The sequence below is a fragment of the Bartonella sp. B10834G3 genome (assembly GCF_016102505.1).
Lineage (GTDB): Bacteria > Pseudomonadota > Alphaproteobacteria > Rhizobiales > Rhizobiaceae > Bartonella > Bartonella choladocola.
In genome coordinates, this window is sequence record NZ_JACFOM010000001.1 from 28,020 (window position 1) to 47,819 (window position 19,800).

15 protein-coding genes and 1 riboswitch are annotated in these 19,800 nt (G+C 46.1%); of the genes, 13 read left to right on the top strand and 2 right to left on the bottom strand.

The genetic code is table 11. The features are described from left to right. Positions 1 to 65 precede the first annotated feature (65 nt). From H3S94_RS00115 to H3S94_RS00165, 11 genes are all read left to right on the top strand, one after another. Complete coding sequence (locus H3S94_RS00115) at positions 66 to 1,187, top strand: pyridoxal phosphate-dependent aminotransferase (RefSeq protein ID WP_198239959.1); 1,122 nt, start codon at positions 66 to 68, stop codon at positions 1,185 to 1,187. Positions 1,188 to 1,192: 5 nt separating this feature from the next. Then, complete coding sequence (locus H3S94_RS00120) at positions 1,193 to 1,555, top strand: DUF423 domain-containing protein (protein WP_198239960.1); 363 nt, start codon at positions 1,193 to 1,195, stop codon at positions 1,553 to 1,555. Between the two features lie 181 nt (positions 1,556 to 1,736). Then, a riboswitch (TPP riboswitch) is annotated at positions 1,737 to 1,864 on the top strand. A 153-nt stretch (positions 1,865 to 2,017) separates the two neighbouring features. Continuing rightward, positions 2,018 to 2,980, top strand: a complete 963-nt coding sequence (locus H3S94_RS00125) for an FAD-dependent oxidoreductase (RefSeq protein ID WP_077991568.1) — start codon at positions 2,018 to 2,020, stop codon at positions 2,978 to 2,980. A 5-nt stretch (positions 2,981 to 2,985) separates the two neighbouring features. Beyond that, positions 2,986 to 3,183 carry a sulfur carrier protein ThiS gene (thiS, locus tag H3S94_RS00130; protein WP_198230822.1) on the top strand — a complete coding sequence of 66 codons (198 nt, stop codon included), beginning with the start codon at positions 2,986 to 2,988 and terminating at the stop codon, positions 3,181 to 3,183. A gap of 5 nt (positions 3,184 to 3,188) precedes the next feature. Beyond that, positions 3,189 to 3,959: a thiazole synthase gene (locus H3S94_RS00135; protein ID WP_198239961.1), complete on the top strand. Its 771-nt coding sequence runs from the start codon at positions 3,189 to 3,191 to the stop codon at positions 3,957 to 3,959. Further along, positions 3,959 to 4,564, top strand: a complete 606-nt coding sequence (locus H3S94_RS00140) for a thiamine phosphate synthase (RefSeq protein ID WP_198240450.1) — start codon at positions 3,959 to 3,961, stop codon at positions 4,562 to 4,564. Before H3S94_RS00135 ends, H3S94_RS00140 begins: the two co-directional genes overlap by 1 nt. Then, positions 4,555 to 5,310: a hydroxymethylpyrimidine/phosphomethylpyrimidine kinase gene (locus H3S94_RS00145; protein WP_198240451.1), complete on the top strand. Its 756-nt coding sequence runs from the start codon at positions 4,555 to 4,557 to the stop codon at positions 5,308 to 5,310. The genes H3S94_RS00140 and H3S94_RS00145 overlap by 10 nt, the downstream gene beginning before the upstream one ends. A 110-nt stretch (positions 5,311 to 5,420) precedes the next feature. Next, a complete protein-coding gene (locus H3S94_RS00150) occupies positions 5,421 to 5,939 on the top strand; it encodes an O-acetyl-ADP-ribose deacetylase (RefSeq protein WP_198239962.1) in 519 nt (172 codons plus the stop codon). 510 nt (positions 5,940 to 6,449) lie between these two features. Beyond that, positions 6,450 to 7,466, top strand: coding sequence for an endonuclease/exonuclease/phosphatase family protein (locus tag H3S94_RS00155; RefSeq protein ID WP_198239963.1), 1,017 nt, complete (start codon positions 6,450 to 6,452; stop codon positions 7,464 to 7,466). A gap of 176 nt (positions 7,467 to 7,642) precedes the next feature. Further along, entirely contained in the window at positions 7,643 to 8,752 is a 1,110-nt protein-coding gene (locus H3S94_RS00160) for a hypothetical protein (RefSeq protein WP_077991560.1), read from the top strand. A 354-nt stretch (positions 8,753 to 9,106) separates the two neighbouring features. Further along, positions 9,107 to 9,940 carry a uracil-DNA glycosylase family protein gene (locus tag H3S94_RS00165; RefSeq protein ID WP_077991554.1) on the top strand — a complete coding sequence of 278 codons (834 nt, stop codon included), beginning with the start codon at positions 9,107 to 9,109 and terminating at the stop codon, positions 9,938 to 9,940. A 17-nt stretch (positions 9,941 to 9,957) separates the two neighbouring features. Here H3S94_RS00165 and H3S94_RS00170 read toward each other — a convergent pair whose 3' ends face one another. After that, positions 9,958 to 10,872: a DMT family transporter gene (locus tag H3S94_RS00170; RefSeq protein ID WP_077994482.1), complete on the bottom strand. Its 915-nt coding sequence runs from the start codon at positions 10,870 to 10,872 to the stop codon at positions 9,958 to 9,960. Between the two features lie 303 nt (positions 10,873 to 11,175). Here H3S94_RS00170 and pepN point away from each other — a divergent pair, with 303 nt between their 5' ends. Further along, complete coding sequence (pepN, locus tag H3S94_RS00175) at positions 11,176 to 13,803, top strand: aminopeptidase N (RefSeq protein ID WP_077991549.1); 2,628 nt, start codon at positions 11,176 to 11,178, stop codon at positions 13,801 to 13,803. Between the two features lie 294 nt (positions 13,804 to 14,097). Next, the gene (locus H3S94_RS00180; protein WP_198230816.1) at positions 14,098 to 16,422 is read left to right on the top strand and encodes a PAS domain-containing sensor histidine kinase; all 2,325 of its coding nucleotides are present in this window, start codon (positions 14,098 to 14,100) and stop codon (positions 16,420 to 16,422) included. Between the two features lie 454 nt (positions 16,423 to 16,876). On the opposite strand, the gene H3S94_RS00185 is transcribed toward H3S94_RS00180, so the two are convergent. After that, positions 16,877 to 19,798, bottom strand: a complete 2,922-nt coding sequence (locus H3S94_RS00185; RefSeq protein ID WP_198239964.1) for a bifunctional [glutamine synthetase] adenylyltransferase/[glutamine synthetase]-adenylyl-L-tyrosine phosphorylase — start codon at positions 19,796 to 19,798, stop codon at positions 16,877 to 16,879. Positions 19,799 to 19,800 lie beyond the last annotated feature (2 nt).

Consider the following 19,800-nt stretch of genomic DNA (forward strand, 5'->3'; position numbering starts at 1 on the left):
AAACTGTTTGTGTTAATCATTGTGGAACGTGCTGTTGCCCGTATCCGCTGTAACTGGACTAAATTATGTCAGAAAAATTCGAGTTCCCGGCTGTCACACCTCTTATCGCATCCCTACCCGCAACAGTGCCGTTTACCGGGCCGGAGGCTATCGAACGAAAAACCGGCCGCTTATTTCGTGCGCGATTGGGTGCCAATGAAAACGGTTTCGGTCCTGCTCCATCTGTTTTGGACGCTTTAACAAACTCGCTCGGTGAAATATGGAAATATGGTGACCCTGAGAACTATGATCTCATTCATGCGCTTGCGAAACATTACAATTTGGATCCCGATCAGTTAACCGTCGGCCCCGGAGTGGACGCGTTATTGGGATTGATTGTGCGGCAATATATCGAGCCGGGCGACATTGTTGTAAATTCGCTTGGCGGGTATCCGACGTTCAATTACCATGTTGCCGGTTTTGGCGGAAAACTCGTCAACGTTCCCTATGCAAATGATAAAAGTGATCTTCAGGCACTCGCGAAAGCTGCGCACGAACATAAGGCAAAAATTGTTTATCTTGCAAATCCTGATAATCCGTTGGGAACGTGGCACAACAAAAGCGATATTGAAGCTTTCATAAACAGCCTGCCTAAATCCACATTACTCATTCTGGACGAGGCTTATGGTGAATTGGCGCCTCAAGGCGACTTGCCTCCGATGTCGGAAATATGGCCGAATGTCTTGCGTATGCGGACTTTTTCCAAAGTTTACGGGCTTGCAGGATTGCGTTGCGGCTATGCCATAGGACTTCCCGAACGGATCGCCATGTTTGATAAAGTCCGCGATCATTTTTCCATTAATAAAATGGCTCAAATTGCCGCATTTCATGCATTGGCCGATCAGAAATATCTTGATGAAGTGATCGGGAAAATAAATAATGCAAAGCAGCAAATCAAAGAAGTTGCCAACAATCACGGATTGAAAACATTGCCGTCGGCGACCAACTTTGTCGCTATTGATTGTGGCCGCGATGGCAAATTTGCTAACGCTGTACTGGATCGACTTATTCAACAGGGTATATTTGTACGTAAACCATCTGTTCCGGTACTTGATCGTCTCATAAGGGTAAGTGTAGGCCCTAAAAAAGAGCTGGATCTATTTGCAGAAGCTTTTGCATCCGCACTTATAGCGGCAGATAAGGGGTGAAACATATGTCTGATTTGAATAAACGTATATTAAGCGGCTTTTCCGGACTTTATGGAGCCGGAGGTATTGCCGCTTACGCAGCAGCATCACACATCGGCGGTTATTACGAAGCTGTAGCACCTGTACTGCTTGGCAATGCCGCGGCACTTTTGGGCCTTTCGGTTGCGACCAAAAATAATATCGTCATGCGGCTTGCCGGTTTTCTTATCATTATCGGTGTTGCACTTTTTGCCGCCGACATCATGTGTCGGGAATTTGCTGCAACACGTCTTTTTCCTTATGCCGCGCCACTCGGAGGAACGATCAATATTCTCGGCTGGTTGTTGCTCATCATTGCCGCATTTTTGCCTTACGAAAAAGAAAGTTAATTGATTGCGGTGTGGCCGGTCATCGCATTTTAATAATGTCATCGCATTTTAATAATGACCTCAAGAAATATGTCGCAGCTTCTGATTGACAGTGTCGTTTTCGGAAATCCGCCTATATTTCACCCTATTGAAATTCGTTTCTGATTATTATTGACAAAAGAGAGTTTTAAGCCAAACATACGCCCCGACCTTGGGGAGCCGGTAAGGCTGAGAGTCTGTAACGCGTTGGCAGCTTATGTCTACGTTCTACAGTGACCCATTGAACCTGAACCAGTTAGGACTGGCGGAGGGATGGTAGTTATATTTGGCAACTCGTCGAGCAAATGCCAATTATTTTCCAATCGCTCCAACATAATTTCACAGCAATCCGACGCGCATAGCGGGATTGTCTATCTGGTTCTTCTTTTGCTTAGGGGGGGGAGCAGATAAAGGCGCAACACGCATTGATTTTGGATGAAGCGAATGCAAAAAGTGAAGAAAAAAATACTCGTTAAAGGATGTGGCGTTGCCGGATTGACGAGTGCCTATATGTTGGCAAAAGCGGGAGCTGAAATAACGATCTCCGCTCCGGCAGATTCTCCCCGTGGTGCTGCAAGCTGGTATGCCGGCGGGATGCTTGCACCTTATTGCGAGAGAGAAAGTGCTGAAGCCCGTGTCGAAACACTCGGGTTACAGACAATGAAATGGTGGTCCGAAACTCTGCCTGATCTTGTTACTCACAAAGGAACTCTTGTTGTTGCTCCGCCGAGGGATAGTGCCGAATTGGAACGTTTTTCCCGGCGCACAGGCGGACATCGAAAAATCGGCGCAGATGAAATTGCAAAGCTTGAACCCGATCTTGCAGGACGTTTTAGTCGCGGTCTTTTTTATGAAACCGAAGCGCATATTGACCCGCGCAAAGCCTTGCTGGCGTTGAAGCAGAAATTGAAAGATATGGGAGCCACCTTTGTTGACATTGACGCCGATGAAGCTGGCTTTGATTTTATTGTTGATGCGACCGGATTTGCCCGTATAGATCAGGATCATGACATGCGTGGGGTTCGCGGCGAGATGTTGCTCGTCCATAATGGGGATATTTCATTTTCAAGACCGATCAGGCTCGTTCATCCACGAATTCCGCTTTATATTGTCCCAAGAGACAACGGAATTTTCATGATTGGTGCAACCATGATTGAAAGCGACGACAATCGCCCTATCACAGCCCATTCGATGATGGATTTTTTGAATGCTGCCTATACGATTCATCCTTCCTTTGGAGAAGCCGAAATTGTTGAAATAGGTGTGGGAGTAAGACCGGCCTATAAGGATAACTTCCCGCGTGTAAAACAGGAAGACAACCACATCTATGTCAACGGAATGCATCGCCATGGTTATCTCATCTCGCCTGAAATGGCACGTCAAGTAACAGAAATTGTGATGGGTTAATGTCCATGAAAATATTCGTGAATGACGAACAAAAACAAGTCGCTGCCGAAACACTTTCAGCCCTTTTGAAAGAGCTTGATTATGAAGGAGATTGGCTTGCAACAGCGGTCAATGGCGAGCTTGTCAGTGCGGATGAACGTGACCTTTTCAAACTTAATAATGGCGACAAAATAGAAATTTTAAGCCCCATGCAGGGAGGTTGAATACGTTGCTTGAACTTTATGACAAAAATTTCAATTCACATCTTCTGTTAGGAACGGCGCAATATCCTTCGCCAAAAATTCTTGAAGATGCGATCCGTGCTTCACGTACGGAAATTGTAACGGTGTCTTTGCGCCGCGAAACAGCCGGTGGAAAACAGGGTGGGCAGTTTTTTTCACTGATAAAATCGCTTGGCGTATCAATTTTGCCTAATACGGCCGGCTGCTATACAGTAAAAGAAGCGGTGACGACAGCAAAACTCGCACGCGACCTCTTTAAAACACCGTGGATAAAACTTGAGGTCATCGGTAATGCCGACACACTTCAACCCGACATATTTGCATTGGTTGAAGCAGCCCGCATTCTCAACGAAGATGGATTTCAGGTGTTTCCCTATACAACAGATGATCTTATCGTAGCGGAAAAACTGGCAAATGTTGGCTGCCGCGTTATTATGCCCTGGTGTGCTCCTATCGGATCGGCAAAAGGCCCACGGGATGTTGATGGACTGCGCACAATTCGCGCCAATTTCCCTGAACTTTCTCTGATTGTCGACGCAGGAATTGGCCGCCCGTCACATGCGGCAAAAGCCATGGAATTGGGTTACGACGGTGTTTTACTCAACACCGCTGTCGCCAAAGCCGGAGATCCCGTATTAATGGCAGAAGCTTTTGCAGATGCTGTAAAAGCCGGACAAAATGCTTTTAAAGCCGGAATGCTGGAACCGCGGGATGTCGCCGTACCTTCAACACCGGTTTTCGGAAAGGCAGTATTTTGATTAAATTGGATCCTTTTTATCTCATTGTTGACAGTGCAGACTGGATAGAAAAGCTGATACCGCTAGGCGTCAAGCTGGTGCAGTTGCGAATGAAAAATACACCCGATGAAGTATTACGCCGACATATACAAAGATCGAAACTCGTATGTAAACAATTCCATTGCCAATTGATTATCAACGATTATTGGAAAATTGCAATTGATGAGAAATGCGATTTTGTCCATCTGGGACAGGAAGATCTTGCCGATGCCAATGTCAGCGAGATACGAAAAGCAAGATTGAAACTCGGTATCAGTACACATGACACGAGTGAGCTGAATAAAGCGCTTGCTGCCAAGCCGGATTATGTCGCCTTGGGGCCGATATACCAAACCATATTGAAAAAAATGAAGTGGCAACCACAAGGTTTGGACAAACTCGCCCATTGGAAAAAACTGATTGGCGATCTCCCTCTCGTCGCAATAGGAGGGCTCAATCCCGAACGCGCCAAGGCGGCATTGAATGCAGGAGCAGATAGCGCTGCTGTTGTTACAGATATTATTATGAGTGAAAATCCGGAACAGCGGGTAAAACAGTGGCTGGAAGCAACACAAAAATGGCGTTAAGCCCCAAAATATTGATCGTTGCCGGAACCGACCCTACGGGAGGCGCCGGTATTGTCCGTGATATAGAAACGGCGAGCCATTTCTCGGTAAAAGTCGGACTTGCCATCACATCGGTCAATATCCAGAATGACCTTCACGTTGAAGCGAAATTGCCAATGCATGGCGATTTTATTCGCGGACAAATGCTGGCCGCCCTTGAGGCTGACAGCATTTCGGCGATCAAAGTGGGAATGACCGGAACGCCTGAAATTGTTCATGCAATTTCAGGCGTTCTTGCCGAATTTCCTGATATTCCGGTTATACTTGATCCGGTGATACGGGCTTCATCCGGCGGTGTTCTTGCCGACGATATGACCGTTGCAGCCATCAAACAGGATTTGCTTCAATATTGTTATCTCACCACACCCAATCTGCAAGAACTTGCCGCTCTGACAGATCACGAACTCGCAAAAGATCATGCCAATGCGATAGCACAAGCAAAAGCACTGGTAGAAGCCGGATCAAAATTTGTGCTTGCCAAAGGCGGTCATGAAACCGGCAAACTTGCAACAGATAGCCTCGTTTCATCCGACAGTATTCGTGATTTTTCAATTCCGCGCCTCAATGCGACAATGCGGGGAACCGGTTGCACGCTATCGACTGCAATTGCTTGTGAAATGGCGAAGGGAAAAACAATCGAACAAGCTGTTGGAACAGCAAAAGCCTATGTCTTTGAATTGCTGCGGATGCAACCTGTAGCAGTTTGAAAGAACGGCTAAAAACCCTGTTGTTATGCACTTCTCTACCTTTTGGACATCTTCCAATTGTATTACATTTAGAGGGTTTTAGAGGTCTATAACGGGTTGAGGCAAATTTGATGATAGATAAGAACCGCATTTCCATCATGTGTGGTGATATTACGACATTGAATGTCGATGCCATCGTGAATGCCGCAAACTCTACCCTTCTTGGTGGCGGCGGGGTTGATGGTGCTATCCATAAAGCCGCAGGGCCTGAACTTCTGACCGAGTGCAAAACATTGCATGGCTGCAAAACGGGCGAAGCGAAGTTGACAAAAGGCTATCGGTTGCCTGCCCGTTTCATTATCCACACAGTCGGGCCAATTTGGTATGCCGGAATGGACCATGAAGCGGAAAAACTGAAATCCTGTTATGAAAATTCGCTTCTTATTGCCAAAAAAAATCAATTCAAAACCATTGCATTTCCCGCGATTTCAGCCGGTGCCTATGGTTATCCTGCCGAAGCAGCAGCAAAAATTGCCATTTCGACCACAATCAAATTTCTTGAAAAAAATGATTTCCCGCAGAAGGTTATATTTTGTTGTTTTTCAAAGGATATGGAAGAAATTTATCGCGGCCTTTATCTGTCTTCCTGATAACAACGATAATGGATAAGACGAACAACCTTTGCGGATAAGAAGGGCTTTAATCCCTGATCGTTTGCAAAACTGTTTGACACGCGTTTAATAACTGAAAAAATATAAACGTTTATCGTGTTTGACGCGTTAAAGCGAAATATAAAATTTCCTATAGTTGAAACCGGTCTGCTCTCCCTGATTACTCTATTTAAAGGTTTTGCCTTCGTATAAAACAATGTTGCCCGAAACCATCAAATATTTAAAAAATTGTTAGAGAAACGAATTTTTACAAAAATAACCGGTTCCAATAAAAATAAATTATGCAATATGGTTAATGAAGGGAGCCAATTATGCTGATTCGTCGCTTTTCTATATTGTTTTTGGCGTTGGTATTTGTGGCAGCGTTGGGAGCTTTTGCGTTGTTTCATGCAAAAACGCCAGCATATGCGAAACCCATCATTGCTCCGTTAGCCAATAATTCCACAAAATAATAGTTTAATTCTGCTGCTTGAATGACAGCAAATTATAATGAACACTTATAATGGCAGATCAGACGGTAAAACCTTTACCTCCATATGGTTGACTTTCGTTGCTCTGTCTACTCTGCCGGTGTTGGCCAGTCTGTTTGTAACAATTCATCCCCTTTTTGATTCACTTGCCGATATTCGCATCCCTCTCGCCCTTTTCACAATCATAACGGCAATTCCTCTCAATTTTACAAAAGCACGTCGATATAGTCTTATGCTGACTATATTTGCTTGTATCATCATCAGTCTAAGCCTGAATAGCGGCGGCCTGTTGCCAAAACCTGCACTCGCCACACGCCCGACATTCAAACTTTTGCAAGTCAATTTACGTTTCGACAACAATACGCCGGAAAAACTATTGGCTCTCATTCAGGACGAAAAACCCGACATTATCACACTTCAGGAAGCCTCTGCGAGATGGCGGGATTTTTTCAAACAACATGGTTTGACGGTTATCGGTTGCGTTGCCGATAATGATCGCGCCGGTGCTACAGGATTTATTCTATCTGACAGGTTTTTAAGCCTGTCCGGCTTTTCCGCTTCTCCCGTTCTTACATGTTACAATGCTTCTTCTACACAAGGTTATGTTGCGAAAGTAAAATTACGCCCCGAAAAAACCGGCAGATTTTCACTCGACATCATATCGGCTCATCTGTCCTGGCCCTGGCCTTTCGGGCAAAATTTACAAATGGATGAACTTCAAAACGGCACATTCAAAAATGAATTGGCCAACGACAATTCAGCCCGAATTGTTGCCGGAGATTTTAACAGCGTAACGTGGAGTAACACGGTATCGCGAATGGAAGAGCTTACCGCCACACGTCACCTTTCGGGCATCGGCCCCACATGGTTGTCATACCGATTTCCCAATTCTCTACGCCCATATCTTGGACTACCGATCGACCAGATTCTGCTTTCTTCACAATTTGATCCCGTTAAAGTCACGCGCCTTCCTTTCTTCGGCTCTGACCATCTACCGGTCATGGTCGAGTTCCAGTTTAATGATGACCTGAATTGATACAAGAAGTTTATCCAATTCCGACATTTTCATGAATTGAATTGTAAAAAGCTTTTTCTTTTAGAAAGAAATACTTCTTTTCAAGTTTTACTTTTGAATTTGAGCAAGCATTGCGCATTTAAGCTTGTGAATATTTTCTCCTAAAGAGATTTTCTCTCAATTCAGGAACAGAGCCAATGTTGACAAATGATGATGCCCTATTCGAGCTGATAAGGGAAAGCGCCGATCATGTGGAAGAATACGGGCTGACAGTCGACTTGCAAAGGCTCAACGAAAATGGTGCACTTCTTGCCTGTCTTCCCAAAAAATTCGGCGGACAGAACTGGGCATTGAACAAAAACGAAACCGAAACAAAAGCGGCGTTCGATTTTTTGCGCCGGCTTGGTAAAGCCAATCTTTCACTTGCCCGCCTTTTTGAAGGGCATCTCCATGCAGTGCGTCTCATCGAACTTTACGCCGAAAAACGTTTGAGAAAGAACATTTTTTCCAAGGTGAAGGAAGGTGCTCTTCTCGGTGTCTGGGGTGCCAGTCTCAATCAACCTTTGACATTGACGACTTTGCCAAATGGCAAATTACTTTTACATGGTACAAAACGGCTGGTCACCGGATTGGGATTGGTCGAATTTGCAATTGTGCGGTTGCGACAAAACGGAAACGACGCCGATCAGCTTGCAATTGTTGAAGTCAACGATACATCCCGCCAAATGATCGAATATTGGGATGCTTCGGGTATGCGCCCGACACTTACCGGTTCATTCGATTTTTCAGGCATCGAAATAAAAGAAAGCGACCTTTTAGGGGAACCGGGCGATTATCATCAGGAACCACACTATATCGGCGGCGTCTGGCGTCATAGTGTCGTCCATCTTGGCGGGGCAGAAGCAATTATAGATACCTGGCGGGAGATGCTTATCCGGAAAAATCGGCTTGATGATCCGTTTCAGCTTACGCGTCTTGCAAAAGCGCGTTCCGAAACACTTGCTGCATCTGCTATGCTGTTTAAAACCGCGTGTCTTGTTGAAGAGGCTACACGCTCTCCCACGAAATCGAATATTGACGATGCTGTTTTAGCCTGCCTGCTGGCACACGACCAGATGGAGGATGTCTGCGTTAGAATTTTAAACCTTTGCGAAAAATCATTGGGTATGGAAGCCTTCATTGAACGTTGCCCGATAGAGCGGATGCGTCGTGACCTTTCAATGTTTATTCGCCATATTGCCCCCGATGCCCGCCTTTTACAGGCGGCCGGTTTTCTCATGGAAAGGCATGGCGAACCGCTTTGGTAGCCGGTTTCTCGAATTAGGCTTTATAGCTTTCTTATGTAATAGAGAAATGGCGGAAACGGACGCAATCCGTCTTAGAATATCTTTTTAACAGATAATGTTTTCTCTCCATTGCCGGATTGGCGACGCTCTATCCGGTTTTTCACGACATATCCGATTTTTTACGACATTCATGAATTTCGTCTGTTGTGCTTTTTTGAAAATGGCACAATAAAACAACGTATCACACGAAAACTGCATCATCATTTTTACTATTTCACACTCTGACATAGTTAGCCATCCGGAACGTTTCATATCCGGCCTTGCAGAGTTTTACCGCTTGATCTATTCATGAATTTCAGGAAACATAAGGCTACGATGTCAGACCGGCTCAACAATACGATTTCTTTTGAAGAATTGCTCGGCTTTTATTCGGAAGCCGGAGTTGATACCCCCCTGTCCGACACCCCCGTTGATCGTTTCAAGCAATCTGCCGAAATTGCAAAACGGCTCGTTGCGGCGGCGAACGAAACGACTGAACAAAAGCAAAAAACGGCTGTTCACCGCCCGCCCCGGCCAGCGCCTCAACCTCGTATTTCTGTTGAAGGACAGGTCGCAACAGCAACAGAGCTTGCCCGCAACGCCAAAAATCTTGAGGAACTTTTTGAAGCTGTCAAATCTTTCAATGGCTGCACATTGAAACTCACAGCAAAAAATACCTGTTTTGCCGACGGCACACCGAATTCAAACCTTATGCTTGTCGGCGAAGCGCCGGGACGGGAAGAAGATTTACAAGGTATTCCTTTTGTCGGACGCTCCGGAATGTTGCTCAATCGTATTCTCGGCGCTATCGGCCTTACCCGTAAAGAGGTTTATATTGCCAATACAATACCATGGCGGCCGCCTGGTAATCGTACCCCGACACCGATGGAAACCGAACTCTGTCGCCCGTTTATCGAACGCCAGATCGAATTGGCTGCACCCAAAATTCTGGTTGCTCTCGGCGGGCCGGCAATGCAAGTCCTGACCGGTGTCAAAAACGGCATCATTCGCACAAGAGGAAAATGGCTTTCGCACAAACTCGAAAACGGCCAATCCATTCCGGTTATGCCAACCTTCCACCCTGCTTATCTGTTAAGAACGCCAAGCCAGAAAAAACTTGCATGGGCGGATTTTCTGGAAATCCGCAATGCATTGAACGGGCTTTCGTAAAAAGCAGAACGTTGCAATCAACGATGTTTATGAAACAGCGCACGGTGGCGTGTGTGGTTTTTTCCGATAAGATGGGATTCACGCAATATAATGAAAATACCAGAGCCGATCACCAGACACGCTCCGAACAACATTGCAAGCGTCGGGATTTCATTAAAAATAAAATAACCGCTCAAAAGGCTTAATAACATTGACGTATATTCAAAAGGTGCAACCGTTGAAGGTTCGGCATGCCGATAGGCCTGCGTCATGAAAATCTGCGCAATACCACCGAATAAACCCGCCAGAATGAGCATGGAAGCCTGATAAAAATCGGGAACAACCCAACCGAATGGCAGTGTCACCAAAGAGATAATACTTGATGTTATCATAAAATAGAGGGTGATTGTTGTTGTCTTTTCGGTGAAGACCAGTTTTCTGACAAGCAACATCGCAATAGCCGCCATAATAGCGGCTCCAAGGGCAGAAAGTGCGCCAACCGATGCACCGAGATCGGCATTTGCCGAACCAAGAACAGTCAGGCGTGGCCACACGATAATCAAAACACCAATAAGGCCGACAATAACCGCGCTCCAACGGTAAAAATATACTTTTTCATGAAGAAAGATGGCGCATAAGACGACAAGAATGAGTGGTTCACCATAACCGATTGCGACAGTTTCAGGCAGCGGTAAAAGTGTAAGTGCATAGAAGCTGAACAGCATTGAAAAAGTACCGAACATTCCCCGAAAGACATGACCGGTAAGATTTTTGGTATAAAGCACCGTTTTAAGCTGTTTGAGCGACATGACCCAAAGAATAATCGGGACAATGCCGAAAAACGACCGGAAGAAGCTCAGTTCACCTGCCGGAACTCCTTTTGCCGATTTCAAAAAGCTGTACATAACAACAAAACAGGCAACTGATAAAATCTTCATCCAGATTCCGAGCATAACATTGCCCGAAGGGGCTTGCGGAATTTCCGGTGACTGTTTTTGCACGTGTTCTCTCCTGTCGGGTGGCATTCATCCGGCATTCAATAAGACTGTGCCTGAAAAATTTTGAGCCGGTTTTTAATGCGAAGCCTTGGCCATTCATATACGACCTGCCAATCAAAATAAATGTCGGTCGGCTTTGCCAAATGAAATTTTGTAATCACATTGGTGTGCATGAACCGAGATTTCTTTTCAAGTCGGTTGTCGTTTCAATCAAATATGCTTACCTTTCAGGTAAACTCCTAGAAAAAGGCATGATTTATGACCAAATCCGACACTCCCGTATATCGTCTTGAAGATTACAAGCCCACCGATTACGCAATTTCACATACCGAACTTGATTTTTCGCTTCATCCTACTGAAACGATTGTCAAATCGAAACTTTCACTTTCACCACGAAAAAACACCAAACCCGGCACACCGTTAGTCCTTGTCGGGGATGAGTTGAAATTGTTGTCGGTTGCAATCAATGGTCACGAACTTGCTTCCAAAGACTATTCGGCAACACCTGAAAAACTGGAAATTCACACACCTCCTTCAGGCAATTTTATTGTTCAGATCACGACACAGATCAATCCGAAGAAAAATCGCCAATTGATGGGGCTTTATCTTTCCAACGGCGTTTATTGCACCCAGAACGAGCCACAAGGCTTCCGCCGGATCACTTATTTTTATGATCGGCCCGATATTCTTTCGGTTTTCAAAACCCGCATCGAAGCTGATGAAAAGAATGAACCGGTACTTCTTTCCAATGGCAATTTGTTGGAAACCGGAAAACTGGAAAACGGGCGGCATTATGCAATCTGGGAAGACCCGCACCCAAAACCTTGTTATCTTTTCGCCCTCGTCGGTGGTGCACTAGACCATTATGATGATAGTTTCACAACTATGTCGGGACGGAAAGTAAAACTCGGAATTTATGTCGAAAAAGGTAAAAGAGAACGCGCAGCCTATGCGATGGATTCACTCAAACGCGCAATGCGTTGGGATGAAGAAAAGTTCGGGCGCGAATATGACCTTGATATTTTCAACATTGTTGCGGTTTCCGACTTCAATATGGGGGCAATGGAAAATAAGGGGCTGAATATTTTCAATGATAAATATGTCCTTGCCAACCCCGATACAGCAACCGATTTCGATTATGCAGGCATAGAACGCGTTATTGCACACGAATATTTTCACAACTGGACCGGTGATCGTATTACCTGTCGCGACTGGTTCCAGCTTTGCTTGAAAGAAGGTTTGACCGTCTATCGCGATCAGGAATTCTCGTCTGACCAGCGCTCGCGTCCGGTTCACAGGATTTCCGACGTTCGTGTATTGAAAATTGCACAGTTTCCTGAAGATGCAGGGCCGCTGGCTCATCCGGTTCGCCCACGGCAATATCGCGAAATCAACAATTTTTATACCACAACCGTCTATGAAAAAGGTGCAGAAGTCGTGCGTATGGTTCATACCATGCTGGGCGACGAGCTTTTCCGCAAAGGTATGGACCTCTATTTCCAGCGCCATGATGGTGAAGCTTGCACAATTGAAGATTTCATCGCCTGTTTTGCCGATGTTTCAGGACGTGATTTTTCACAATTCATGCTGTGGTATGAGCAAGCCGGAACACCCACAGTAACAGTTGATAGCCATTATAAAGATGGTGTCCTGACACTTGATTTGACCCAGACCGTTCCCGACACCCCCGGACAATCCGATAAAAAGCCGATGGTTATTCCGCTTTCCTTCGGTCTTTTGGGCAAAAACGGCAAAGATATGCCCTATCAGGCCGATAATCACATAGAAAACAATGTCATTGTTTTGTCCGAAGCAAAACAGACTGTTCATATCCGCGATCTGAAAGAAAAGCCTGTTTTATCACTGTTGCGCGGTTTTTCGGCTCCAATCAATCTGAAGATGGAAGAAAGCGACGATGACCTTGCCTTCCGCGCCCACTTTGATACTGACGAAGTCAATCGCTGGGAGTCGCTCAACAAGTTAATGGGCAAGGCGCTGGTCAATGCAATTGCCGACCGTTCAAATGAAAAACCGGCTATGCCCGAAAAGCTTCAAACACTGATTGAAGCCCTTCTTGACGATGACACATTGGAACCTGCTTTCCGCTCGCTATGCCTGCAATTGCCTTCGGAGATCGAGCTTGCACGTATGATAGGCCACGATGTCGATCCCGACCGCATTTACAATGTCCGCCAATCGTTTATGAAATCATTGGCAGATCATCTGAAACAGAAAATGCTGCATGTCTTCGACAAGATGAAGACGGAAGGTCATTATTCGCCAAAAGCCGAACCGGCAGGTAAACGTGCCTTGAAAAACACGATACTCGGTTACCTTGCGCTTGCCGAAGCGACCCCTCTTCGGGCTTTCGAGGCTTATAAGAAGGCCGACAATATGACAGACCGGATGGGTGGGTTGTCCGTTCTTGTTCATCTCTTCAATGAAACAAATGAAGCCAAAGAAGCATTATCCGATTTTGAAAAACGCTATGGCAACGACCCGCTTGTTATGGATAAGTGGTTCTCTGTTCAGGCGACAGTCCATGGTGAAAAAACTCTGGATCATGTCAAAGAACTTATGAAACATCCGCTCTTTTCGCTTGATAATCCGAACCGGACACGTGCACTGATAGCCTCATTTGCTGCATCGAACCAGACAGGCTTCAATCGGGTTGACGGTGAAGGATATAAATTGCTGGCCGATATTATCCTGACGGTCGACAAGGAAAATCCGCAACTTGCAGCGCGCCTTTCAACATTCACGCGGTCATGGAAACAACTGGAGCCGAAGCGCCAAAGCAAGCTCAAGGAACAATTGGAGCGGATATTGAAAGCACCGAAGCTTTCGGTTGACGTTTCAGACATCGTAAGCCGCACATTGGGGTGATAATAAAGCTTAAAAAATTCGGGCGGGAAGCGCATGCTTTCCGCTTTTTTCGTTCATATTTTTTAAATTTATTAAAAAAATAGAGATAGTTAGAGTACCAATCGGGGTTCACTCGAAAACGCGTCATTAAAATTTTTTTAAAGCTTTTGTTCTAAGCTTCATCAATGAAAAACGTTATTGAGCAAAGAAAAAGCTGGACAGGACGAATCAGTTTTGATTCATTGGCCTTGTTCGGGTGTTTTGCGTACCGAATCAGTTCTCCGGTTAATCTGTTAATGATAGAGGGGGCCAGAAATGGCACATTTGGACGCGTTTGACGCGCCCACTGGGACGTTTGTTGATTCAAAACCTTCGCTCAAAAAGCGCAAGGCAGGGTCAGCGCATGTCGATTTGCTCTCTGGACCTGCCTATAAGCGACTGCTCATTATCGAGCCATGGCTTAGACGTGCTATTCCTCTTATTATTCTGGTTTTTCTTGTTTTGCTTGCTGCAACACGTCTGGTTCAGCTTTATGAATGGCGCCAAACAATTGACACAACAGCAAGATCTGCCATCATGCTCGCAACCGGACATATCGGCAGTTCGATTGATCGCTCCTTTTACACAAAACAGGAAGACAGCCAAAATCCGGCTTCACTTTCAAACAACGATTTACAGAATATTTTAATCGACTTCCGTACACAGGGTTTGATTACCAGCTCGGCGCGCATTGCCATTGTCGACGAGGCCGGTATTGTTGTTGCAGCTTCAGGAATGGAAACACTTATCGGCCATCCTTTATCGGATACAGTTGGCGACGCGCAGGCTCTCTTTGTTCTTGGTCGCAGCGCCGGTGTTATGCAGGTCAAGATTGGCGGAAAAGCGTCACTGGCATCATTCGATCAGGCCGGACAAGGGAAATTCGGTGTATTTGTAGGGGAAGAAACCGAACAGATATATCTTGAATGGCGCAAGACCGTTTCAATCAATATCACTATATTTGCCGGAACAGTCGGTGTCATTCTGGCAATCCTTTACGCATATTATGCCCAGGCTGCGCGTGTTCGCGATACCGATCTCATTTCTGAAAAAATCCAGAACCGTATTGATATGGCAATGATGCGCGGGCGTTGCGGTTTATGGGACTGGAACATGGCAAGCGGGCGCGTTTATTGGTCACGCTCCATGTATGAAATGCTCGGCTTCAAACCGAAAGATGCACTTCTGTCAATCTCCGAGATTACATCCATTATCAATCCTGCCGATGCCGATCTTTATGAATTGGCACGTGATTTGATGAGTGGCGAAAAAGATCACATAGACATCAACCTTCCTATGCGCCATGCGGATGGCCATTATGTGTGGATGCGCATTCGTGCCGAAGTTGCGCAAGAAGAAGAAGCCCACCTTGTCGGAATTTCATTTGACATAAGCGAGCAACACCAATTTGCTGAACAAACCGCACAGGCTGACTTGCGCATTCGCGATGCTATAGAAAACATTTCCGAATCCTTTGTTTTGTGGGATTCGGAAGGTCGACTGGTCATGTCGAACAGCAAATTCCGCGAATATGCTTCACTGCCCGACCACATGTTACAACCGGGCGTCCAACGGGCTACGGTCGAAGCCATGGCAAAGCCTGCAATCAACGAAATGTCGGTTGAACATGACAATACAGGTAACTTTACCAGCATTCGCCAGATGGCTGACGGAAGCTGGCTAAAAATCAACGAACGACGCACACAGGACGGCGGTCTGGTTTCGGTTGGCACAGATATTTCCGAACTCAAACAACAACAAAAGAGTTTGGAAGACAGCGAGAGACGGCTTTATTCCTTCATTCAGGAATTGAAACTTGCCCGCCAAAGTGCCCAACAACGTGCGACCGAAGTTGAAAAACTGAACGAAAGTCTGCAATCCGAAAAAGAACGCGCCGAAAGTGCCAATAAGGCAAAATCCGAATTTTTGGCAAATATGTCGCATGAATTGAGAACCCCGCTCAATGCCATTATCGGTTTTTCGGAAATGATGATACAGGGCACTTTCGGCCCCTTGGGGTCGGAACGTTATGCCGAATATATGAATGACATCCATAATTCGGGTACACATTTGCTCACACTTATCAATGATATTCTTGATATGTCCAAAATTGAAGCCGGACGCTTTACCCTATCAAGTGAAAATGCCGATCTTGAGCCGATTATCAGCGAGACATTGCGCACTTTGACACCGCAGGCACAAGAGAAAAATATCACTGTCACCGCCGATATTACACCCAAACTTCATGGTGACATTGATCGCCGTGCTATTCATCAGGTATTCCTGAATATTCTTTCCAATGCAGTCAAATTCACACCGTCAGGCGGACATATCGACGTTAAAGGCTATCAGCGGGACGACAAGCTTATCTTTGTTTTCTCCGATACCGGTGTCGGCATTCCTGAAGCTGCGATTGCCAAACTCTGCCAACCTTTCGAGCAAGTTGAAAACCAGTTTACCAAAACCCATGCCGGTTCCGGTCTCGGACTTGCTATCTCCCGTTCTCTCGTTGAACTGCATGGCGGCAAACTTGATATAGCTTCCAAAGAAGGCAAAGGAACAACCGTTACCATCACCTTGCCTATGACACAGAAGCATTAGTTGGCTCGATGTTTTCAGATGACCAGAAGATGTTTCCAGATGACCGGAATTGGACACGGTGAGCACGATAAACCCGACATGTTTTGACAAGTGATGATTAAATCGCGGTGACTTCACCCTTATGTCTTACCCACGCCCGTAACACCTTCCACCTTTACCCGTTTAACCTCTTGTCACAAAAATCAAACGCGTTCTGCCCATGTTGACCACTACACAGCATCCAACCTTGAACAACACTTTCAATTTGGCCGAATGATAAACCGGCATATTGCCGAGAAAATGCATTTTCTCCGACATAGGCGCACGACATTGATTGCGCCTTCAGGCAATTTTTCCCGTTGCAGGCTAAAACGGGCCGAAAGGTATTTTCCGGCCTATTTCAAGCCTGATAGACTTTCATCTCATATTTTTGCGCAACCATAAAATGAATGACAAAACCCTAATCGGGGAAAAATCAGACAACCACCTCATCGAATATTGTGCCGACAATCTCTGCCATTTCGGAAATCAGGCTTTCAACGCGGCTCAAATCCGGCTCGCCAACAGTTCTTTGTAAGAGATCAGCCAAACCGGGCGGCATATCGTCGGGATTGAGCTTTTCATTCAGACAGAGGCGCATAATCTGGCTCAAATTTGTATATATCCGATAAGCATGATGAAGTTCGCCCACTGATGAAATAGACAGGAAGGATTGCGGCAATCGTTCCAGCACTTCGCCTGTCGTGCGCCCTGCCAAAAATTCGGTTTGATGTGTAATGAGGGCAAATTGGGCAATAAATTCAAGATCGACCTGCCCGCCCCGCATTGTTTTGAAGTCCCATATATTTAATGGCGGTTTTTCCTGTTCAATGAGTTCGCGCATTTCGCGCACATCGTGGGCAACTTTTTCTTTATCGCGCTTCAACGCGATGATCGCCGCCACCTCATCTTCAAGTTGCTGCAAAAACATCTGGTCGCCTGCCACACCGCGCGCACGCGTCAAGGCCAGATGCTCCCAAACCCATGCATCATTGCGCTGATATTTCCCGAATGCCTCGAATGGAACCGCAACCGGCCCCTTATTTCCCGACGGACGCAACCTCAGATCGACTTCGTAAAGAACTCCCTCGCCTGTCGGTGCAGATAAAGCCGATACCAGACGTTGCGTCAGACGCATATAATATTGGGAAATATAAAGCGGCTTTGCACCATCCGACATTTCTGTCTCATTGTCGTAATCATAAAGAAGAATAAGATCGAGATCGGAACCTGCGGTAAGCTCGTAACTGCCGAGTTTACCCATTCCCAAAATACCAACGCGCCCGCCTTTGACAAAACCATGCACCCGGCCGAATTCGGCTTCGACCGCAGCAAGTGTATTGGCAATCATCAAATCGGCAAGATCGGTAAAGGCACGCGCCGCACGTTCACCTTCAATAGCTCCATTCAGAAGTCTGATACCGATGAGAAAACGTTGTTCATTCGCAAAAAGCCGCAACTGGTCGAGAATATCTTCATAATTGGTGACACCACTTAAAAAAAACTCCAGCCGGTTTTGAAGATAGGTTTTCGTCGGCAATTCGGCAAAAATTGCCGGATCGAGCATCCCGTCAAAAATATGCGGTTTTCTGGTGATAATATCGGCAAGGCGCGGTGCCGAACTCATGATAAGAACCAGCATATCGAGCAATGAAGGATTGGATTGTAACAGGCTGAAAAGCTGGATACCGGAGGGTAGCCCTTGCAAAAATGCATCAAATCGCGACAATGCCTCGTCGGCCCTTTTGGTCGCACCGAACGCTTTGAGAAGCGCAGGTGTCAACTCGGTCAATCTTTCTCTGGCTTCGGCCGATTGGGTTGCATGATAACGCCCGAAATGCCACGTCCTGATGATACGACAAATATCGCTTGGACGCGAAAACCCCAGTTTGGATAATGTCGCAAGTGTGCCCGGATCATCGTCTTCACCGGTAAAAACCAGATTTCCGGCATCTGAACCCAGTTCCTTTTCCTGTTCAAACAAGGCCGCATAATGGTGTTCTACAGTGGTGAGAGTTTCCAGAAAATCACGCGTGAAATCATTGGTGTTGTTATAGCCCATCAGATAGGCAACACTGGTAAAACCTTCGTCATCTTCCGGCAGAATATGCGTTTGTTCGTCTTCCAGCATCTGGATTCGATGTTCGACATTGCGCAAATATGAATATTTTTCAGTCAAAACATCACGTGTTTCGGCATTTATCCAGCCAAGTGAACAGAGTTCGGCAAGCATATCGACCGTGCGTCTTCCCCGAAGTTCGGGAAATCTTCCACCGGCAATCAGTTGCTGGGTCTGAACAAAAAATTCGATTTCACGAATCCCGCCGCGGCCAAGTTTGACATTATGACCACGAACAGCAATTTCACCATGCCCTTTATAGGCGTGAATCTGCCGTTTGATCGAATGAATATCGGCAATGGCCGCATAATCAAGATATTTGCGCCAAATATAGGGCGACAGTTCATGCAAAACTGCTTCACCCGCTTTGACATCACCGGCAACCGGACGTGCCTTTATCATGGCGGCGCGTTCCCAGTTTTGCCCGCGACTTTCATAGTAATGGAGCGCGGCACTGACAGGAAGAGCAAGCGGCGTTGAACCCGGATCCGGACGCAATCTCAAATCAATGCGAAAGACATAACCGTCGGCAGTGCGTTCTTGCATAATACGGATAAGCCTGCGCATCATTTTCGAGAAAACATCAATACTCTCGTAAGGATCGCCGATATGCGGCGACATTTCGTCGATAAAAACAATAATATCTATATCCGAAGAGTAATTGAGTTCGCGTGCGCCGAGTTTGCCCATACCAAGAACAATAAGCCCGCAATCTTTTTCCGGATTGTTGTAATCGGCAAGATTGATTTTACCTTGATGATGCGCTTCCCGTAATAAAAACCGCAATGCCGCGCCTAATGTGGCTTCGGCTAGTCTTGTCAACCATTCCGATGTCATTGCCGATGTGAACAATCCTCCAAGATCGGCCAATGCAATCAACACATGCATTTCAAGCTTTTTGCGGCGCAACTGCGCCATCAACAGCGCTTCGGTTATATCCGCGTTTTTATCTATCCGGCCGATTTCTGCAAGCAATTCATCCAGTCGTTCGGATATGTCCTTATCAAGAAGCGGAGCAATAAAGTCGGGATTACGTATCATGGTTTCACGCAAGAAAGGTGAAAGCGTCATGATTATACCCAGAAATTCCGATTGCCCCTTCCCGCCGGAGATTTCATCGGCAAGCTGTTGAAGATTTTCCTCACGGGCTTTCTCTGCCATATCCGACAACCATTGCGGGCCGGTTTCATTAAGCGGGGTTAAATGTTTTAACGTCATAGTCCAAAAAACGTTTTGCATCA

What these genes read in the sequence shown, in the direction of transcription:
- H3S94_RS00155 (WP_198239963.1), top strand. Translation starts at nt 6,450, where the DNA reads ATGAACACTTATAATGGCAGATCAGACGGTAAAACCTTTACCTCCATA.
- H3S94_RS00115 (WP_198239959.1), top strand. Translation starts at nt 66, where the DNA reads ATGTCAGAAAAATTCGAGTTCCCGGCTGTCACACCTCTTATCGCATCC.
- thiS (WP_198230822.1), top strand. Translation starts at nt 2,986, where the DNA reads ATGAAAATATTCGTGAATGACGAACAAAAACAAGTCGCTGCCGAAACA.
- H3S94_RS00170 (WP_077994482.1), bottom strand. Translation starts at nt 10,872, where the DNA reads ATGCTCGGAATCTGGATGAAGATTTTATCAGTTGCCTGTTTTGTTGTT.
- H3S94_RS00185 (WP_198239964.1), bottom strand. Translation starts at nt 19,798, where the DNA reads ATGCAAAACGTTTTTTGGACTATGACGTTAAAACATTTAACCCCGCTT.
- H3S94_RS00180 (WP_198230816.1), top strand. Translation starts at nt 14,098, where the DNA reads ATGGCACATTTGGACGCGTTTGACGCGCCCACTGGGACGTTTGTTGAT.
- pepN (WP_077991549.1), top strand. Translation starts at nt 11,176, where the DNA reads ATGACCAAATCCGACACTCCCGTATATCGTCTTGAAGATTACAAGCCC.
- H3S94_RS00165 (WP_077991554.1), top strand. Translation starts at nt 9,107, where the DNA reads ATGTCAGACCGGCTCAACAATACGATTTCTTTTGAAGAATTGCTCGGC.
- H3S94_RS00160 (WP_077991560.1), top strand. Translation starts at nt 7,643, where the DNA reads ATGTTGACAAATGATGATGCCCTATTCGAGCTGATAAGGGAAAGCGCC.
- H3S94_RS00145 (WP_198240451.1), top strand. Translation starts at nt 4,555, where the DNA reads ATGGCGTTAAGCCCCAAAATATTGATCGTTGCCGGAACCGACCCTACG.
- H3S94_RS00125 (WP_077991568.1), top strand. Translation starts at nt 2,018, where the DNA reads ATGCAAAAAGTGAAGAAAAAAATACTCGTTAAAGGATGTGGCGTTGCC.
- H3S94_RS00150 (WP_198239962.1), top strand. Translation starts at nt 5,421, where the DNA reads ATGATAGATAAGAACCGCATTTCCATCATGTGTGGTGATATTACGACA.
- H3S94_RS00120 (WP_198239960.1), top strand. Translation starts at nt 1,193, where the DNA reads ATGTCTGATTTGAATAAACGTATATTAAGCGGCTTTTCCGGACTTTAT.